The organism is Streptomyces odontomachicola (assembly GCF_039605595.1).
GTDB lineage: Bacteria > Actinomycetota > Actinomycetes > Streptomycetales > Streptomycetaceae > Streptomyces.
In genome coordinates this window covers 191,155-207,407 of record NZ_JBCFOK010000012.1, presented here as the reverse complement: position 1 = coordinate 207,407, position 16,253 = coordinate 191,155, and the positions used below count along the sequence as shown (strand labels likewise).

Sequence of the window (16,253 nt, the reverse complement as noted above, 5' to 3'; positions counted from 1 at the left end):
GGGGTTGTGTACGGGAGCTGGGCTGTCAGTCCCCTGCTGGGATGCGGTAGTCCAAAACGAACTGGTCAGCAGCCATGAACGTGTCGCAGACCTCGACCACGCGCCCCGCCTCGGACAGGGCGTCGCGCGTCAGATGGATGATCGGCGAGCCGGGGCTCAGGCTGAGCGCCACCGTCTCCTGCTTCGTCGCAAGCCGGGCCCGGACTGTCTCGGTGAACTCCTGCAGCGTGTGCCCGTTCTCCTCCAAGCGTGCGTAGATCCCCCCGCCGCCGGGGTTCTCCTCGAACAGCTCCGGGATATCCCGAGCCACGTCCCAGGGGAGGTACGAGGTGGCCTCCTCGGTGGGCGTGCCGTCGCTAAAGTAGAGGCGGCGACGTGCGAGGACCTTGGCACCCGGCTCCACCGAGAGCCGTTCCGCGATCTCGGGCGGGGCTTCGAGGGCGCCGACGTACAGGACGTGCACGCTCGGCTTGCTGCCCGACTGCTCGGCTTCTGCCAGGTAAGCGGTCTTCCCCGCTGTGCGGTGCGATCGCCGGAAGCGGTCCGAGGACTTGCGGCGCACCGGGGGACGGCTGCGTACGTACGAGCCCTTGCCGTGCCGCGTCTCGATGAGGCCGGCGATGCGCAGCTCGGTCATCGCCTTGCGGACCGTCCCCTGCGAGACCTGGTAGCGGTCCATGAGGACAGACTCGCTCGGCACCTGCTCGCCGGGCGGGAGCACCTTGGCCTTGATCTGCTGCGCCATGTCGTCAGCGAGCTGGAGGTACCTTGGCTTGCCGGAGTCCCGTGGGGTCGTACTGACCATGTCCTTCAGTTCCTCCTAAACTCTTATACATGAGTAACCGTACCCAGGAAGGGGTCTCTGTGTCGCTGCACTCGGTCTCGGTCGCGGGCGTAGTAGTGCGCGATGACGGCCGTGTCCTCGCCATCCGCCGCGCGGACAACGGCACCTGGGAAGCCCCGGGCGGGGTGCTGGAGCTGGACGAACGCCCGGAAGACGGAGCTGCCCGCGAGGTGCTGGAGGAGACCGGTATCAAGGTCTCCGTGGACAAGCTCACGGGCGTCTACAAGAACGTCACCCGCGGCATCGTCGCCCTCGTCTTCCGCTGCCACGCGGTCGACGGCGAGGAGCGCACGTCGGACGAGTCGACGGCCGTGGAGTGGCTGACCCCCGCCGAGGTCAGCGAGCGAATGTCCGAGGTATACGCGGTCCGCGTCCTGGACGCCCTCGACGCCTCGGCTCCCCATGTGCGGACTCACGATGGGCGGCAGCTGCTCGAATCGGTGTGAGACCAACTCGCGTTCATGCGCCGTCGCTGACCCGAGCGGCAGCCACGCCCCCGCCCGCGCAGGGATGGCCCTGTCGACGGCACCGTGCTGGTGTCGGCTTAACGGCTGGTCATGCCTCCCGCCGCGGGCTGCAACGCAGGCACCTGCACTCGGGATACACGCTTGAATACATCGGGGAACGCGCGGGCGGCAGGGTGAAGAGCGTGGCGGGGCCGCGCTCCAGCGTCTGCGGATTCACCGTGTAGATCTTGATGGTGAGCCCTGGGTGGCGGGGTGCCTCACCTGCTCGGCCGGTCGGGCCTGGGTCGTTCACGGCGTCAGCTCCGTCGGCTGGTGTCCGTGCCCCGAAGCCGTTCACCACGGCTGCCGGGGCGTCTTTCCGTGCCGACCGTAGTGCACCGTGCTACCCCATGCCAGGCATGCTACGGATCGCACACATACTGCGCCGGTGACAGCGTGACCGTGTGATCGAATTCGAGCCCGACCGGCCGCGCTGGCAGCAGGTGGCCGACGTGATCCGCCAGCGGATCGAGGACGGCACCTACCCGCCGCGCACCCGCGTCCCCTCGGTGGTCGCCATGCTCAACGAGTTCGGCATCGCGACCTCGACCGGCCAGAAGGTGCACCGGGCACTGCGCGAAGAGGGCCTGATCTACACCGAGCCGGGCATGGGCAGCTTCGTCGCCAAACGCTGAGCGGTACTCCGCACACGCAGGTTGCCCCTCGCCCGCCACCGCTTTGGTGCTCCCCGTACACGCGGGTAGGTCCGCGATGGAGCTCTACCGGACCATCCACATCGCATGTTGAGCCGTCATGCGGGCAGTTCAGTTCCTCGTCCGGTCAATGGGGTGCGCTTCTCTTGACCTTGCGAGCTGGCCTGACCGCCAGGCAGAGCCTTTGCCAGCTTGCGGGCTTCAGTCCGTGCCGCGCTTCGGGCAAGACGCGCCTGGTACAGATGCTCCTCGCGGAGGACCGCTCCTTGCTGCAAAACCCACCCTTCAAGTTCTGAGCCGCTCTCGCATAAGCGCGCAAGACCGTTGATCAGTAGCGTCATCTTGCCCGGCATAGGCAGAGTCTTCCCCTCCAAGTACGCACCTACGGTGCGCGGACTTAGACCTGCGGCCGTTCCCCACTGATTCTGGGGCGGCATCCCTGCGTCCACCCAGAGACTGTTGAGGGCGGACTTGAATCTCTCTTCGGGCTCTGTCCGCTTCGCCTTGACTTCCCCCCGGAGCCTGGCCAGCTCAGCTAGCGCCTCTTCCGTGCTCAGACGCATCAGTCGCCATCGTTCTAGCTCATCCTTGGCGCCCCAAGCTGTGACGATGCACTCCAACGTCGCCACACTGGGGAGCCGTTTGCCAGCGAGAGCGTCATAGACAGCCGTACGGGATGCACCAAAGGCTTCAGCCTCACGTGCTGAACCCCCCGTGCGGGCCTGGAGATTGCGCAGATCGCGAGCGAAGGTGACCAACGGCCCCTGGCCCACAAGCGGTTGCGTACGCCTCGGCATCTCTCCCCCTACCCCCAGGAACGTGTCTTAGGTCACTATTGGCACCTTGCGGCCTGTGACATAAGACACGTGCCATGCGTCACACGTTGCCTACCTGAACTCTCCCACCTGCGGGAACAGTTGAAAACTAGGCAACAAGATAGTCCCGTGAAGTTTTCTGCGCGCTAGTCGAGTTGAAGGTGCGTGCCAGAGTTTTCACGACGGCACGAGCCGGTCGCCAGCACAAATGGCGACGGCTCCCTGCGGGAACAGGAAGCCGTCTGCGCGAAAGGCACCAACCACCTAGGAGGGCACCTTCATGTCCGAGAGTACGGGGAATCCGTTCCCGAGGGAAAGTGATAACGGCCTCAGCCGTCAACCGGTCCGCCGCCTCGTCCTGCCTGTCATGCTCGGCAGCGGGGTGAGTGTCACTCCAGTCGTCAGCGCGCTCCGGCAGGACTACACGGCTGGACTCATCGCGGGAGCTCCCACCTTGGGGTTGGCGCTGATGACCTTCTTCTTGATCATTTGCCCTGCGGTTTGGTCAAGGGACCCGAATAGGCAGGCCGCCGCACTGGCTGTTCTTGATCGCCTTCTCGGTAAGCCCGCTGAACGGCCCAAGCAGCGTCGACGCCGCGTCACCGAGGGTTCCTAGCTCACTACTTGGCTTCGAGGCTGACGATTGGGCGCTCACGTTGCACGAGGCGTGCTCTCGTTACGAGGCGCAAGTCGTGATCCATGGGCCATGCGTGGGCCAGGGATGGCCTTTCGGTGCCAGCGTGGTGCTGCGGCGCAGTTCAGGGCGCCGCAGCACCCGCCACCGCAACGCTCTTGAAAACCGTTCCTTCACCGCTAACCCCGGAGCTCCCACCCTGAACAAACGGGAGGGGAGCCCTGGGGGAAGAGCTAGCGGAGTGCTTCCTCGTGCAGTTGGCGGGCGGTGCTCGCCAGGCGCCGGCGGAGCTTCTCCTTGTTGACGCCGTAGGTCTTGAGGGCGTGGCAGTTTGGACAAAGGGCGATCATGTTCCAGGGGACGTCAGGTCCCCCCTTCGCCAGGTCTTGCACGTGGTCGACCTGCAAGATGGGCTTGCCCGCTGCTGTGCGTTCCTTGGGGTGGCCCTCACACTCAGGGTTCTCGCAGCTGTCTTTGCAGCGGCGCAGGACTGCCGCCCTCGCGCTGGGGTCGCGGACAGCGCGGTCAGTCAGTGATGCCTTCTTCGCTTGTCCGCGGCGCTTGGCATTGGCTTCTGCATTCTGCGTCAGGCGCCGGTACGCGTCCTGGTCGCTCTCTGTGGCATCCCGCAGGTCGGGATCTACGTCGCTTGGGCGATAGGCACCCGTATCGTCCTGCAGGGCGCCCGTGTCAGCGTCCAGTGCTTCCAGGACCTCAGTGGGCCACGTCTCGCGCTCCGGGGAGGGCACGGGGGCCAGAATCCAGAGGAACTCCCGGCGCCACTGGCGGTCGTCTCCGATGCCCCAGCGCAACCGGCGCTGGACGATGACGGCCCACGTCTCGAAGCTGAACTGCCCCTGGTACGGCTTGTGCCAATAGCGGAGAGGACGGCCGGCGGACTGGTACTCGGCCATCAGTTCGTTGCCGTCAGTGATCTTCTGGTCGCCCGAGAGTCCGTCTCCGACGTAGGAGATCCAGTTCGTGTCCGGGTTGCGGCTGTCGTCGTAGGGGCCCTTCTCGTCTGAGAAGGCGCTCAGGATGCCATCAGCGAGGCAGCCGATCCCCGCCATCTTCTGGCCGCCGTAGGCGCGCCAGATGGCGTCCCGGTCCTTGAAGCTTTCGCCGAGTTGCGGGCGTAGCGCGTCAGCCCACCGGCCGGCGAGTAGGTCGTGAAGCCCGAAGTCCCTGAGCAGGTCGGAAGGCAGCGGATAGAAGTAGCGCAAGATGAGTCCGGCTGCGGCAGCAGCCGCAGCGTCCGGGCGTGATTGCAGCAGGGCGTAGTCGTCCTCGCGGAGACCGCCGGAAGGGTCCACCTGATTCAAGGACTGCAGCGTGGGACGCCGTCCACGGCTGGTGAGAGCGAGGTCCTCCTCGCGGTCCAACGTCCACAAACCATCGCGTACGAGTACCCAAAACGGATATAGGGCGCCGTCCACGCCATCGTCTACCTGGGCATACTTCGCCATCAGCGGTGCCACTGCATCGCGTGTAGCCGACCATGACCGCATGCGGGGCGCGTGGGCTACGGCCTGCCCGATTGCCCACAGGAGGAGCACGGGTCGGTGCAGAGCCGTGCCGGCTTCACGGCGTGCTGGCCGCACATCACCCACTCGTCGGTGGAAGGTCTTGGGTGGCTCCACGACAGTGAAGCCTTCCCGCCTCAGCCAAGCCACCGCGTGCTTGAGGCCACCGCTGAACTCCGATGGCTTGAGCGCTTTGCCGAAGTCATATCGGTGGGCGACACCGGCTATGGCCTTTGAGTCGTACTGTCGCCCTTCGTAAACCAGTAGATAGGTTGCAGCTGCCTTGAAGCCGTAGGTGGCACGGAACTCCTCCGCCCCAAGCCGGTCGTGCTCTTCAATCGCTTGCAGGATCCCCGCGCGCGTGATCTCAGATGGAGCCATAGCGACACCGTAGATCGAGGCACTGACAGTGAGGCTGGGCCTTCCTCGCCCCATGCGGGACCGAGTTGAAGCGGCAAGCTGCAACTGCCCACGGACATCGGCACGGCTGGTTCCCTCGCCGGGTCCCACCTGAAGCAGGCTATCGACTTGGAGTGCGTAGGGCGGCGCCGTAACCGGTGATGTCGGTGACCCGTCGTGTGCAGGGTGCCCCGCATCGCACGCAATCGGGGCACCCTACGGGAACTACTCGAAGATGTTCGGTACGGGGATGCGGTTGATGCGGCGGTTTGCGTTCCAGGCGGAGGCAACCGCCAGGTGAGCGGCCTTGAGGCGTCCCTTGGTGCCGTCGGTGCGGGTGTTGTTATTGGTGGCGATGGTCTGAATCTTGTTCTTGAAGTTGAGGGGGTCCCCCTGGCGACGGAGCTTCTGCGCCAACTCCTTGGGCTTGACCAGATCGGGGTGCGTGAAGATCACGATGGCGATACCGCCGATGGTGACGGAGTGCCAGGTGTCGGGGGTGCGGCCCCACGCGTCCTCAGCGATGCTGAGCGACTGGTCCAAGGTCTCGGGGCCGTACTCCGTGACGATGTTGAGGATGCCCTTGATGCCGCGCACGCCGTTAGTGGTGCGGCCGCCGACCTTGAGCTGGTGCTTCTCCAAGACGGCATTGGTGTCCGCGAAGAGCGGGTGCCCGGCCACCACGCCGATCCTGAACTCGTCGTTGGCGCCGACCTTCGAGGCCTCTTTGTTCTTGATGATGAACAGGGACGCCTCGTTGGCCATCGACAGGCCGAAGTGGACCTCGCATTTGATCTGCTGGATGGCCTTACCGACCTCTTCCGAGGCCGTGACCTTCCCCGACAGGATGAGCTGGCAGGCGTAGACGCGATGCATGCCGTCCACCGCGTATAAGTGACCTTCACGCTGCGAGAGGATCGGTGCCCCGATCGCGCTGGGCACCAGCTTCTCGGCGATCGCCTGCGCACGCGACTTGTTGAGGTTGCGCTGAGCGCGGGGATCGAACTTGATCTCCCTCGGGTCCACCTCGACGTACTCGATCGGGTGGTCTGGGATGTCGTAGCTGTAGTCCTTGCCGGACACGGGCTTCTCCTCGTGTGTCAGCACCCCACTGGGGGCGACGGTGACACATGTCAGCTCCCAGATACGGGAGACAGTGGCTGAACAGCGGTTAGATTAACGGACAACTAGGGTTTCTTAGTGATGAGTTAGCTTATTGAGACAGAACTCTGCCCAGGTCGCCCATGTACCGCCTGAGGACGAAGTGCTTTCCGCTGGTCATCCACGCACCCGTGACCTGTGCGAACGCTAGGTTCTGGAAGGATGCCCGAGCCCGTTGTAGCCCCGCGGCGGGGTACCGCAATCAGAGCAACCGCCTCCCGCTACTACCGGCACTGCGGGGCCTCTTGGTGGCTGGTACGACCGACGTTGACCAGTGCGGATTGAGCTACGGCTCAGAAGACATGCCTGGCGGCTGGGAGAAACCTGGGAGATGATCTTCTCCCAGTCCGCTTTGCTGACCATGCGCTACCAGCCCACACCAACGCTGTGACCTGCCTATATATCCAGCAGAGCTGAGACCGGCCTCAGCCGTACCTCATTCGGGACGAAGAGGTCGTGGGTTCAAATCCCGCCACCCCGACTTGTGGAAACGCAGGTGAGAGGCCACCTACGAAATTTCGTAGGTGGCCTCTCGCGTTGTGCGTGACTATCTGAGTGACTACGCGTCCGGCTCGGCCTTGAAGATGCCGTCCATGACGACCGCTCCGGTCTGGATCACCGGCCGGATCCGCTTCCGGTAGACCTCTTCGGTGACGGCCGTGCTGGAGTGCCCGACCAGCCGTGAGATCCCTTCGAGCGGTACGCCGCGGTCGGAGGGCAGCGACACAAAGCTGTGGCGTAGCTCACGCGACGTCCACTGCGCCGAGTTGATGCCATGCGCTCTTGGGGTGGCCCTGCGGAACGCACGCCAGACGTCCGCTGAATCCAGCTCAGTGTCGGCAGCCGAGGGGAACACGATCCCGGCGCCCTTCCAGCGCTCCCCCGCGGCAACTCGCTGCCAACCCTGCCGCTCCCACTGCACCTTGAGCGCGTCGATGCAGCAGCCCGGCAGCGCGAGGGTGTGGGGCCGCAGCGTAAGAAGCTGGGGATCGCCACCGTCAGCGGCAGGAACCCCAAAGACGCCTCCAGCACATCGCGTTCCATCTGTGACAGCGGAACCGTTTCTTCCTGATCTTTACGGGCGTACTTTGCTCGTATGCCTAGATTTGCCGACTTTGACGCCTCGTCACTGCGTCGCTCCAGCGCGCAAGATCACTTTCCTTGGTCCAGCCGGACCCTCACGCTCATACGCATCAGCGCGCACGGCGTCGTAACCCAGGCCACCAGCGACAGCGAGAAGCGTCGGCTCCTTGATGAAGCGACGAAGAAGGACATGATCCTCGCGGCATGGCCGGGCCAGTGGCGCCAAGACGTGTTCTGGGTCGACGACATCAAGGGCGCTCGCGCTGCCCTGTGAAGGAAGAACGCCGGGCGTCTAGCTGCGAGCGAGAGCCTGGCCCCTGACGTCGCGTCATCCCCCGTACGTGAACTACCCCACACCCCCCATGCCCGACTTGGCCGAGATCATCTCGGGTCGGTCTAATGAATCGGTCTCATGCAGGGGACCCGGGCAGGGCTTCGTCGGTGCCGGTCGTTGGGTCGAACCATTCCGCGCTCGCGAGGGCGACGGCCGACGGAGGCCCATGTCGACTTCCCCAACGGTGCCCGCCGGCGCCGTGCCGCTCGCCCGCCGCTCCCTCGCCCCCGACCTCGCGCGGGGCGCGATGCTGCTGCTCATAGCGTTGGCGCACGGGCACACGTACCTGTCGGGCCATCAAGTGGGGCTGCACGGCTACGCGTTGAGCGGCGGGGGCCTCGACCGGGTGGCCGCCGGGGTCCAGATCGCGCTGGTGGACGGGCGTGCGCTGCCCATGTTCGCGGCGCTGTTCGGGTACGGGCTGGTGCAGATCGTCCGGCGGCAGGAGGCGTCGGGGCGGGAGTGGCCGCACATCCGGCGGATACTCCGGCGCCGCGGCTGGTGGATGATCGCCTTCGGCGCCTGCCATGCGCTGCTGCTGTTCTCCGGCGACATCTTGGGCGCGTACGGGCTGGTCGGACTGCTCCTCGCCGGCTTCGTACGGCGGAGCGACCGCGCGGTGCTGCGGGCCGCGGGCGGCTTTCTGGCCGGGTACGTGGTGATGAGCGCCGCGTACGGGTGGCTCACGGTCGCGCCGGAGACGGACGACGCGCTGGACATGGCCGCGACCGTCCAGGCCGCCGCGCTGCGGCTGGTCGTCTGGATCGTCTCGACGACCGCCGTGCTCCTGGTGCACGTCATCCCGCCCTTTCTGGTGGGGATTTGGGCGGCGCGCCGCCGGGTGCTGGAGGAGCCGGTACGTCACCGCGCGCTGCTCCGGCGTACCGCGGCGACCGGCCTCGCCGCCGCGCTCCTCGGCGGGCTCCCCCTGGCGCTGACCGGCGCCCGGCTCTGGGCGCCCTCGGACGCCGTCGCCGTCTCCGCGTACGTGCTGCACAGCGTGACCGGGGTCCTCGGAGGGCTCGGCTACGCGGCGCTGGTGGGCCTGGTCGCGGGCCGGGTGACCCACGGAGGCAGTGCCCCCAGCCGGCCGGTGCGGGCCCTCGCGGCCTGCGGCCAGTGGTCGCTGACCTGCTACCTGCTGCAGTCCGTTGCCTTCGTCGCGCTCTTCGCCCCGTACGCGGGCGGCCTGGGCACGCGCATCGGCGGGGCCGCGGCCAGCGGAATCGCCGTGGCCGTCTGGCTGAGCACGGTCGCCCTGGCCGCCACACTGGCCCCACGCGGCCACCGCGGCCCGGCGGAAACGGCACTGCGGAGGCTCACGTACGGAACGAGGAGCCCGGGGCGGGGCCGGCCCGCCCCGGGCACGGCGTGACGCCTCAGCCCTGCACCCCCCGCGTACTCCCCGACCCCGTCGTCGACTGGGCCTCCTGTTGGAGTTCGCGGTGGGTCTCTTCGCTTGTGGTGACCAGGTCCTCGGCCTCTTCCTCCGTGCTGACCTGGGGCTGGGAGCCCTTGAGGGGGAGGAGGGAGGTCTCGCGGAGCTTCAGTGCGGCGATGAAGCCGATGATGCCGCTGACGACCAGGACGTAACCGGGCATCAGGTTGTCGTGGCTGAGGTCGGTCAGCGCCTCCGTGAACAGCGGCGTGGTGCCGCCGAAGGCCGCGACGGAGAGGTTGAAGCCGATGCCCATCGCGCCGTACCTGATGCTGGTCGGGAAGAGCGCCGGCAGCGTCGCGGCGGAGGGCGCGGCGAAGCACGTGAGCAGGGCCGCGAGGAGCAGCACGCCGAGCGCGGGCAGCACCGTGCCGTGGGCCCTGATCAGCATGAACGCGGGCACGGCGAGGATCACTTGGGCGATCGCGGCGCTGAGGAAGACGGGCCGCCGCCCGACCCGGTCGCTGAGCCGCCCCACGAAGGTGATCAGCACGACCACCAGCACCATCGCGATGAGCACGAGGGAGTCGGAGAGCCCCGTACTTCGGCCGAGCGTCTTGGTGAGGTGGGTCGGCAGGTACGCCGTGATCATGTAGTTGGTGACGTTGTAGAGCAGCACCAGGCCGATGCAGACCATCAGCGCGTGCCGGTGCTTGATGAAGATCGCGCGGAACTCGTGGCGCTCCGTCTCGCGCTCCTTGACCGCCGCGTCGTGCTCGTCGAGCTGCTTCTGGAAGGCGGGGGTGTCCTCCAGCTTCAGCCGGAGGTAGAGGCCGATGAGGCCGAGCGGCCCGGCGATCAGGAAGGGCACGCGCCAGCCCCAGCTGAGCATGTCCGACTCGCTCAGCCACATGTTGAGCAGCGTGACCATGCCGGAGCCGAGCGCGTAGCCGACGAAGGTGCCGAAGTCGAGCCAGCTGCCCATGAATCCGCGGCTGCGGTCGGGCGAGTACTCGGCGATGAAGGTCGTGGCGCCCCCGTACTCACCGCCCGTGGAGAAGCCCTGCACCATGCGGGCGATCAGCAGCAGGATCGGCGCGAGCAGTCCGACCTGCGCGTACGTGGGCAGTACGCCGATGGCGAACGTGCCGACGGCCATCAGCAGCATGGTGGCGGCGAGTACCTTCGTACGGCCGATCTTGTCGCCGAGCGGGCCGAAGAAGAGCCCGCCGAGCGGCCGTACGAGGAAGGCGACGGCGAACGTGGCGAACGCCGAGATGACCTGGACACCGGGCGAGGAGCCGGGGAAGAAGACCTTGCCGATGGTGGCGGCCAGGTAGCTGTAGACCCCGAAGTCGAACCACTCCATGCAGTTGCCCAGGGCCGCCGCTGACACGGCGCGCTTGAGCATCGGCTGGTCCACGACGGTGACGTCCTGCATGGACAGCGGGCGACCGCGGCGCCTCAGCCGGCGTACGAGCTCCTGACGGACATGTGGCGGCGCGGGCAGCTTCACACCGGACCTCCTGGGACGGATAGGGTCAAAACGTAACGACTAGCACCTTATACGGCGATTTATGTACCGCTGCGCGTGGGCTTCCGTACGAGTGCCGGGCGGTCCCCGGCCGCCCTCGGGGTTTTCCCAGGGCGAACCCGGACGGATCTCAGGGGCGACTCGGCCCCGGGTGTCCTCGCAGCCGCGCAGAATGGGGGCATGACTGAGAACACGACCGAGGGATCCACGACCGAGGGGTCCATGCCGGACTGGGAGAAGCGGTTCCGGGCGCCACGGGTCTCGCTGCCGGAGTGGGCGGAGGACGCTCCGGCGCGCTCCCTGTTCATCTCCAACGCGACGGGCACCTACGAGCTGTATGCCTGGGACCGCACCGACGGCGGGCAGCGGCAGGTCACCGACCGGCCGAACGGCACGACCGACGGCACGCTGACGCCGGACGGCGAGTGGATCTGGTGGTTCTCGGACACCGACGGGGACGAGTTCGGCGTGTGGATGCGCCAGCCCTTCGGCGGCGGACCCGACGAGCCGGCGGCGCCCGGCCTGGAGGCGGGCTATCCCGCGGGCCTGGCGCTCGCCCGGGACGGGAGCGCCGTGGTGGGGCGTTCGACCGATGACGAGGGTTCGACCATTCATGTCGTACGCCCGGGTGCCCAGCCCGAGGAGATCTACCGGCACCGGGAGTCGGCCGGCGTCGGCGACATGTCGCGGGACGGCACGCTCATCGCCGTCGAGCACACCGAGCACGGCGACGCGATGCACTCGGCCCTGCGGGTCGTGCGGCCGGACGGCACCGCCGTCGCGGAGCTGGACGACACCGAGGGCGGCACGCGGGAGCTCGGCCTGACGATCCTCGGGTTCTCCCCCGTCGAAGGCGACCAGCGGCTGCTGATCGGCCATCAGCGCTCGGGCCGCTGGGAGCCGGTCATCTGGGACCCGCTGAGCGGCGCGACCACCGACCTCGCGCTGGACCTGCCGGGCGACGTGGCCGCCGAGTGGTATCCGGACGGCAGCGGGCTGCTGGTCGCGCACAGCCACAGAGCACGCAGCGACCTGTGGCGGTACGACCTGGGCACCCGCGAGCTCACCCGCATCGAGACCCCGGCGGGCTCGGTGTCCGGCGCCACGGCGCGGCCCGACGGCACGGTCGAGTATCTCTGGTCCTCGGCGGCCCAGCCCCCCACCGTGCGCTCCACCAGCGGCGCCGTGGTGCTGGACCCGCCCGGGATGCGCGCCCCCGGTTCGGTGCCGGTGGAGGACGCCTGGGTGGAGGGCCCCGGCGGGAAGATCCACGCACTGGTGCAGAGGCCCGCGGGCGAGGGCCCGTTCCCGACCGTGTTCGAGGTGCACGGCGGCCCGACGCACCACGACAGCGACTCCTTCGCGGGGCAGCCCGCGGCCTGGGTCGACCACGGCTTCGCCGTCGTGCGGGTCAACTACCGCGGTTCCACCGGCTATGGCCGCGAGTGGACCGACGCGCTCAAGCACCGCGTCGGGCTCATCGAGCTGGAGGACATCGGCGCGGTCCGCGACTGGGCGGTGGAGTCCGGGCTCGCCGACCCGGAGCGCCTGGTGCTGGCCGGCGGCTCCTGGGGCGGCTATCTCACGCTGCTCGGCCTCGGCGTCCAGCCGGACAAGTGGGCGCTCGGCCTCGCCGCGGTCCCGGTCGCGGACTACGTCACGGCCTATTGGGACGAGATGGAGGCCCTCAAGTCCATGGACCGGACCCTCCTGGGCGGCACCCCCGACGAGGTGCCGGAGCGCTTCGAGGCGTCCTCGCCCCTGACGTATGTGGACGCCGTGCGGGCCCCGGTCTACATCTCGGCGGGGGTCAACGACCCCCGCTGCCCCATCCGCCAGGTGGAGAACTACGTGGAGCGCCTGGAGACGAGAGGCCACCCCCACGAGGTGTATCGGTACGACGCGGGGCACGGCTCCCTCGTGGTCGAGGAGCGCATCAAGCAGGTGCGGCTGGAGATCGACTTCGCGCTGCGGCATCTGCCGGGCGGCGCGCCGGCCGCGCCGTCGACCGAGGCCGCGGAAGCGGCCGCCGAGGGTCAGGGAGTGTGATTCAGGGGGTCTGAGACCGCGCCTCTGAGGTCTGGTCCCGGCTCGGGTCCGATTCCCGAGCCGGGTCCGGGCCCGGCTCAGGGCCCTCCGGCTCTGCCTCGGGGCCCCGCTCCGGCTCCCCTGCCGCGTCCCGTTCGCCCTCCGGCTGCTCGCCCTCCGGCTGTTCGGGTACGAGGCCGAGCGCGCGGTCCTTGGCCAGCTCGGCCTCCCTGCGGAAGAGGCGGAACCACATGAAGACCACGAAGCCGGCGAAGACGAACCACTCCCCGGTGTAGCCGAGGTTCTGGAACGCCTTCATGTCGAGGCCGGAGTTGTCGGGGGCGGTCGGCGGGACCGGCTTCAGCGGCTTGTCGGAGGAGGGCACCCGCTGGACGCTGATCCAGGCGTCGTACACGTCGTAGGGCACCACGTTCACCAGGGAGGCGGCGCTGATCATGCCGAGCTGACCGTCCGGGAGGGTCCCGGCGTTCACTCCGGGGCTGCCCTGGGACTCGGACGCCTGGAGCGCGCCCTCCACGGTCACCTCGCCCTTCGGGGGCGCGGGCACCTTCCCGGGGTCGACCTTCCCCGGCAGCCAGCCGCGCACCACGGGCAGGGCCTTGCCGCCGGACTGCTTGTCGGTGCGCAGCAGGTCGAGGACGTAGAAGCCGTTCTTGTCGTCCAGGTCGCGGTCGGGGACGAGGAGTTGGTGCTTCGCGTCGTAGTGACCGGTGGCGCGGGCCACCCTGCCGCTGGACTCGGTGGAGACGGGCAGCAGGTCGTGGAGCGGCGCGGCCTTGGCGGTCCGCGCGTCGTTCGCCTCCTGCTCCTGCCTCTTGTGGGTGTCCGCGCGGTCCTCGAAGCGGGAGAGCTGCCAGCTGCCCATGAAAAGGCAGACCGGGATCGCCAGTACGGCGAAGAGGTTGATCCCCCACCACCGCGGGGTCAGCAGAAACCGGTACACACCCCCAACGGTACGGGGGCGGACCGGCCGTCACCGATCCGCCCCCGTCCTCTCCTCCCCCTCCGAGGTCGTCGCCGGGATCGCGGGGCCGGAAGCACCGGGAGTTCCGGGCCCGGGAAGCCCGGGAGCGGGTCGCGGGCGGGGCGCCGGGCCGGTGCGGGAGGGGCACCGGCCGTCGGCGCGGGACCGGGCCCTGGCCCGGTGCGAGGCCCGGCCCGGTGCGGGTCACTGGTCGGGGAGGACTCCGGTGCGGTAGACGGTGCCCGTGCAGGAGCCGTTCAGGCTGGTCTCCGCCGCCTGAGGGTCGCCCGCGTCGGGGGTGTGGGTGAGCTTCACGCTGCCCGCGCCGCCGTCGCCCGAGCCCCCGGAGTCGCCGGTTCCGCCCTGGTCGCCGCCGCTGCCGCTGCCGCCCGAATCGGTTCCGCCGGTCTCCGAGCCGCCGGTCGAGGGGGTGCCGCCGCCACCGGAGTCGCCGCCGGACGACGTACCGCCGCCGTCCGTTCCCGGCGAGGCCGAACCGTCGGGCTCGTCGGCGCTCTTCGGGCTCGGGGAGCCCGACCCGGAGCCCGAGGCGGGGCAGTCGTCGGGGATCCAGGCGAATTCGACGCGGTAGGCCTGGCCCGGCTTGAGCACCAGTTCCTCCGGGGAGGTCGCGGGGTCGGGCAGGCCGGCCGCCGGATCGCCCGAGGTGTGGTCCACGACCTGCACCCTGGCGCTCTCCGCCCGCCCCGTACCGCTGGCCAGGACGGTGCCCTCGCCCTCGACGGTGCAGGTGTCGGGGGAGGTGTTCACCACGCGGAAGCTGCCGTACACCTTGCGGCCGCCGTCGGAGGCGGCGGACTCGGCCGAACCGTCGCCGAGTTGGTCCCGTTCGCAGGCGGGCGCGCTCACCGCGAGGGTGTCGGAGGGGTCGGCGCCGGTGCCGGCGCTGCTGCCCGCCGAGGGCGAGGGCGGGCCCGAGCCGCCGGAACCGCCCGTTCCGTGTCCGCCCGTGCCCTTGTCGCCGGTGTCCTTGCCGCTGTCGTGCGAGCTCGCGCCCTTGCCGCGGCTGTGCCCGCCGTCGCCGTCGGCGCCGTGCGGCGACGCGCTCTCCGCGCTGGCGGGCTTCTCGTCGTCGCCGACGCCGGGTACGAAACCGGCGCTCACCAGCGTGGGTACGCCCGCGCCGCCCAGCACCACGGCGGCCGCGGCGCCGATCAGCGCCTGCCTGCGGTGGGTGCGCCGGGCCGGGACCGCGCGCCGGAGGTGGGGGAGGGCCTCGGGCGAGGGCTCGATGTCCCGGACGCTGTCCCGGAGGAGCTGCCGCAGCGCTTCCTCGGAGAGGTCCTGGTCACCGGGGCCGGAGCCGGAACCTGAGCCGGGGCCGGAGTCATACGCGGAGCCGCGCTCCTCGGCGTCGTACGCGGAGTCGTACGCGGAGCCGCGCCCCTCGGCGTCGTACGCAGAGTCGTACTCACCGCCGTCCGCCGAGCCGTCAGCAGGACCGTTTCGCGGGCCACTCCCTGGGCCGTTTCCCTGATCATTACCCGGCCAGGCGCCCGAGGGGTGGCCGTTCCCGGAGTCCGGGGCGTGGCCGTTCCCGGAGCCGTAGCCGTGCTCGGGTTCCTCGGGACCGGAGCCGGGGCCGAAGCCGGAGCCTGGCCCGTGCGGTGGCCGGCCGTTCGGTGGCTGACGCCCCGTCATGTCGCCGACTCCATCGCGACCCGCAGCGCGGCGATGCCCCGCGACCCGTACGCCTTCACCGAGCCGAGCGAGAGCCCCAGCACCTCGGCGACCTGCGCCTCGGTCATGTCCGCGAAATAGCGCAGCACCAGCACCTCGCGCTGGCGCCGCTGGAGGCCGCGCATGGCCTGGATGAGTTCATCCCGCTCGAGCTGCGCGTACGCGCCCTCCTCGGCGCTCGCCATGTCCGGCATCGGCTTGGAGAGCAGCTTCAGGCCGAGGATGCGGCGGCGCAGCGCGGAACGGGAGAGGTTGACGACCGTCTGCCGCAGATACGCGAGGGTCTTCTCCGGATCCCGCACGCGCTTGCGCGCCGAGTGCACGCGGATGAACGCCTCCTGCACGACGTCCTCGCAGGATGCGGGGTCGTCCAGGAGCAGCGCCGCGAGCCCGAGCAGCGACTTGTAGTGGGCGCGGTACGTCTCGGTGAGCTGATCGACTGTGGTGCCCGCTGTCATCGCGTCGTCAGAATCCCCGCATTGGGCCGCCGGAGGTCTCGCTGCGGGGTGCGCCGCGGGCCAGGGCGCGATCACAGGTATGCCGCCGGTGTCCATACCGCCGGCACCCAGGTGCACCGCCCGTACGCCGGTGCGCCCTGGTGCCGTTGCGATTCCGACTCCGAGTGCATCTGCCACGCCTGTTGGACACGCGTCCCCCCGTCAGGGTTGTACGCGG

13 protein-coding genes are annotated in these 16,253 nt (G+C 69.0%); 5 read left to right on the top strand and 8 right to left on the bottom strand.

From position 1 onward, the window contains the following. Positions 1-25 precede the first annotated feature (25 nt). On the bottom strand, positions 26-805 hold the full coding sequence (locus ABEE00_RS22535) for a GntR family transcriptional regulator (protein WP_345747428.1): 780 nt from the start codon (positions 803-805) through the stop codon (positions 26-28). Positions 806-834: 29 nt separating this feature from the next. On the opposite strand from ABEE00_RS22535, the gene ABEE00_RS22530 reads away from it, so the two are divergent. Then, positions 835-1,290, top strand: a complete 456-nt coding sequence (locus tag ABEE00_RS22530) for an NUDIX hydrolase (RefSeq protein WP_345747427.1) — start codon at positions 835-837, stop codon at positions 1,288-1,290. 464 nt (positions 1,291-1,754) lie between these two features. Continuing rightward, positions 1,755-1,985: a GntR family transcriptional regulator gene (locus ABEE00_RS22525; protein ID WP_345747426.1), complete on the top strand. Its 231-nt coding sequence runs from the start codon at positions 1,755-1,757 to the stop codon at positions 1,983-1,985. A gap of 1,700 nt (positions 1,986-3,685) precedes the next feature. On the opposite strand, the gene ABEE00_RS22520 is transcribed toward ABEE00_RS22525, so the two are convergent. From ABEE00_RS22520 to ABEE00_RS22510, 3 genes are all read right to left on the bottom strand, one after another. Further along, the gene (locus ABEE00_RS22520) at positions 3,686-5,356 is read right to left on the bottom strand and encodes an HNH endonuclease signature motif containing protein (protein ID WP_345747425.1); all 1,671 of its coding nucleotides are present in this window, start codon (positions 5,354-5,356) and stop codon (positions 3,686-3,688) included. Positions 5,357-5,599: 243 nt separating this feature from the next. Next, entirely contained in the window at positions 5,600-6,457 is an 858-nt protein-coding gene (locus ABEE00_RS22515) for a DUF6551 family protein (protein ID WP_345747424.1), read from the bottom strand. Positions 6,458-7,094: 637 nt separating this feature from the next. Continuing rightward, positions 7,095-7,457 (bottom strand): tyrosine-type recombinase/integrase, encoded by a 363-nt coding sequence (locus ABEE00_RS22510; RefSeq protein WP_345747423.1) that lies wholly within the window; start codon positions 7,455-7,457, stop codon positions 7,095-7,097. Between the two features lie 174 nt (positions 7,458-7,631). On the opposite strand from ABEE00_RS22510, the gene ABEE00_RS22505 reads away from it, so the two are divergent. Continuing rightward, the gene (locus ABEE00_RS22505) at positions 7,632-7,892 is read left to right on the top strand and encodes a hypothetical protein (protein ID WP_345747422.1); all 261 of its coding nucleotides are present in this window, start codon (positions 7,632-7,634) and stop codon (positions 7,890-7,892) included. A gap of 226 nt (positions 7,893-8,118) precedes the next feature. After that, positions 8,119-9,327: a DUF418 domain-containing protein gene (locus ABEE00_RS22500; protein WP_345747421.1), complete on the top strand. Its 1,209-nt coding sequence runs from the start codon at positions 8,119-8,121 to the stop codon at positions 9,325-9,327. Positions 9,328-9,331: 4 nt separating this feature from the next. Here ABEE00_RS22500 and proP read toward each other — a convergent pair whose 3' ends face one another. After that, on the bottom strand, positions 9,332-10,846 hold the full coding sequence (gene proP, locus ABEE00_RS22495; RefSeq protein WP_345747420.1) for a glycine betaine/L-proline transporter ProP: 1,515 nt from the start codon (positions 10,844-10,846) through the stop codon (positions 9,332-9,334). Positions 10,847-11,044: 198 nt separating this feature from the next. Here proP and ABEE00_RS22490 point away from each other — a divergent pair, with 198 nt between their 5' ends. After that, positions 11,045-12,913 carry a S9 family peptidase gene (locus ABEE00_RS22490; protein ID WP_345747419.1) on the top strand — a complete coding sequence of 623 codons (1,869 nt, stop codon included), beginning with the start codon at positions 11,045-11,047 and terminating at the stop codon, positions 12,911-12,913. A 1-nt stretch (position 12,914) separates the two neighbouring features. Here the strand turns inward: ABEE00_RS22490 and ABEE00_RS22485 are convergent, their stop codons facing one another. The 3 genes from ABEE00_RS22485 to ABEE00_RS22475 form a co-directional block, all read right to left on the bottom strand. Continuing rightward, on the bottom strand, positions 12,915-13,856 hold the full coding sequence (locus ABEE00_RS22485) for an SURF1 family protein (protein WP_345747418.1): 942 nt from the start codon (positions 13,854-13,856) through the stop codon (positions 12,915-12,917). A 225-nt stretch (positions 13,857-14,081) separates the two neighbouring features. After that, positions 14,082-15,539, bottom strand: a complete 1,458-nt coding sequence (locus ABEE00_RS22480) for a hypothetical protein (RefSeq protein ID WP_345747417.1) — start codon at positions 15,537-15,539, stop codon at positions 14,082-14,084. Beyond that, positions 15,536-16,132, bottom strand: a complete 597-nt coding sequence (locus ABEE00_RS22475) for a SigE family RNA polymerase sigma factor (protein ID WP_345747416.1) — start codon at positions 16,130-16,132, stop codon at positions 15,536-15,538. The genes ABEE00_RS22480 and ABEE00_RS22475 overlap by 4 nt, the downstream gene beginning before the upstream one ends. Between the last annotated feature and the right edge of the window lie 121 nt (positions 16,133-16,253).

Excerpts from the sequence above, each read along its gene's own strand:
- ABEE00_RS22535 (WP_345747428.1), bottom strand. The coding sequence starts at position 805 with ATGGTCAGTACGACCCCACGGGACTCCGGCAAGCCAAGGTACCTCCAG.
- ABEE00_RS22530 (WP_345747427.1), top strand. The coding sequence starts at position 835 with ATGAGTAACCGTACCCAGGAAGGGGTCTCTGTGTCGCTGCACTCGGTC.
- ABEE00_RS22520 (WP_345747425.1), bottom strand. The coding sequence starts at position 5,356 with ATGGCTCCATCTGAGATCACGCGCGCGGGGATCCTGCAAGCGATTGAA.
- ABEE00_RS22505 (WP_345747422.1), top strand. The coding sequence starts at position 7,632 with ATGCCTAGATTTGCCGACTTTGACGCCTCGTCACTGCGTCGCTCCAGC.
- ABEE00_RS22500 (WP_345747421.1), top strand. The coding sequence starts at position 8,119 with ATGTCGACTTCCCCAACGGTGCCCGCCGGCGCCGTGCCGCTCGCCCGC.
- ABEE00_RS22490 (WP_345747419.1), top strand. The coding sequence starts at position 11,045 with ATGACTGAGAACACGACCGAGGGATCCACGACCGAGGGGTCCATGCCG.
- ABEE00_RS22480 (WP_345747417.1), bottom strand. The coding sequence starts at position 15,539 with ATGACGGGGCGTCAGCCACCGAACGGCCGGCCACCGCACGGGCCAGGC.
- ABEE00_RS22475 (WP_345747416.1), bottom strand. The coding sequence starts at position 16,132 with ATGGACACCGGCGGCATACCTGTGATCGCGCCCTGGCCCGCGGCGCAC.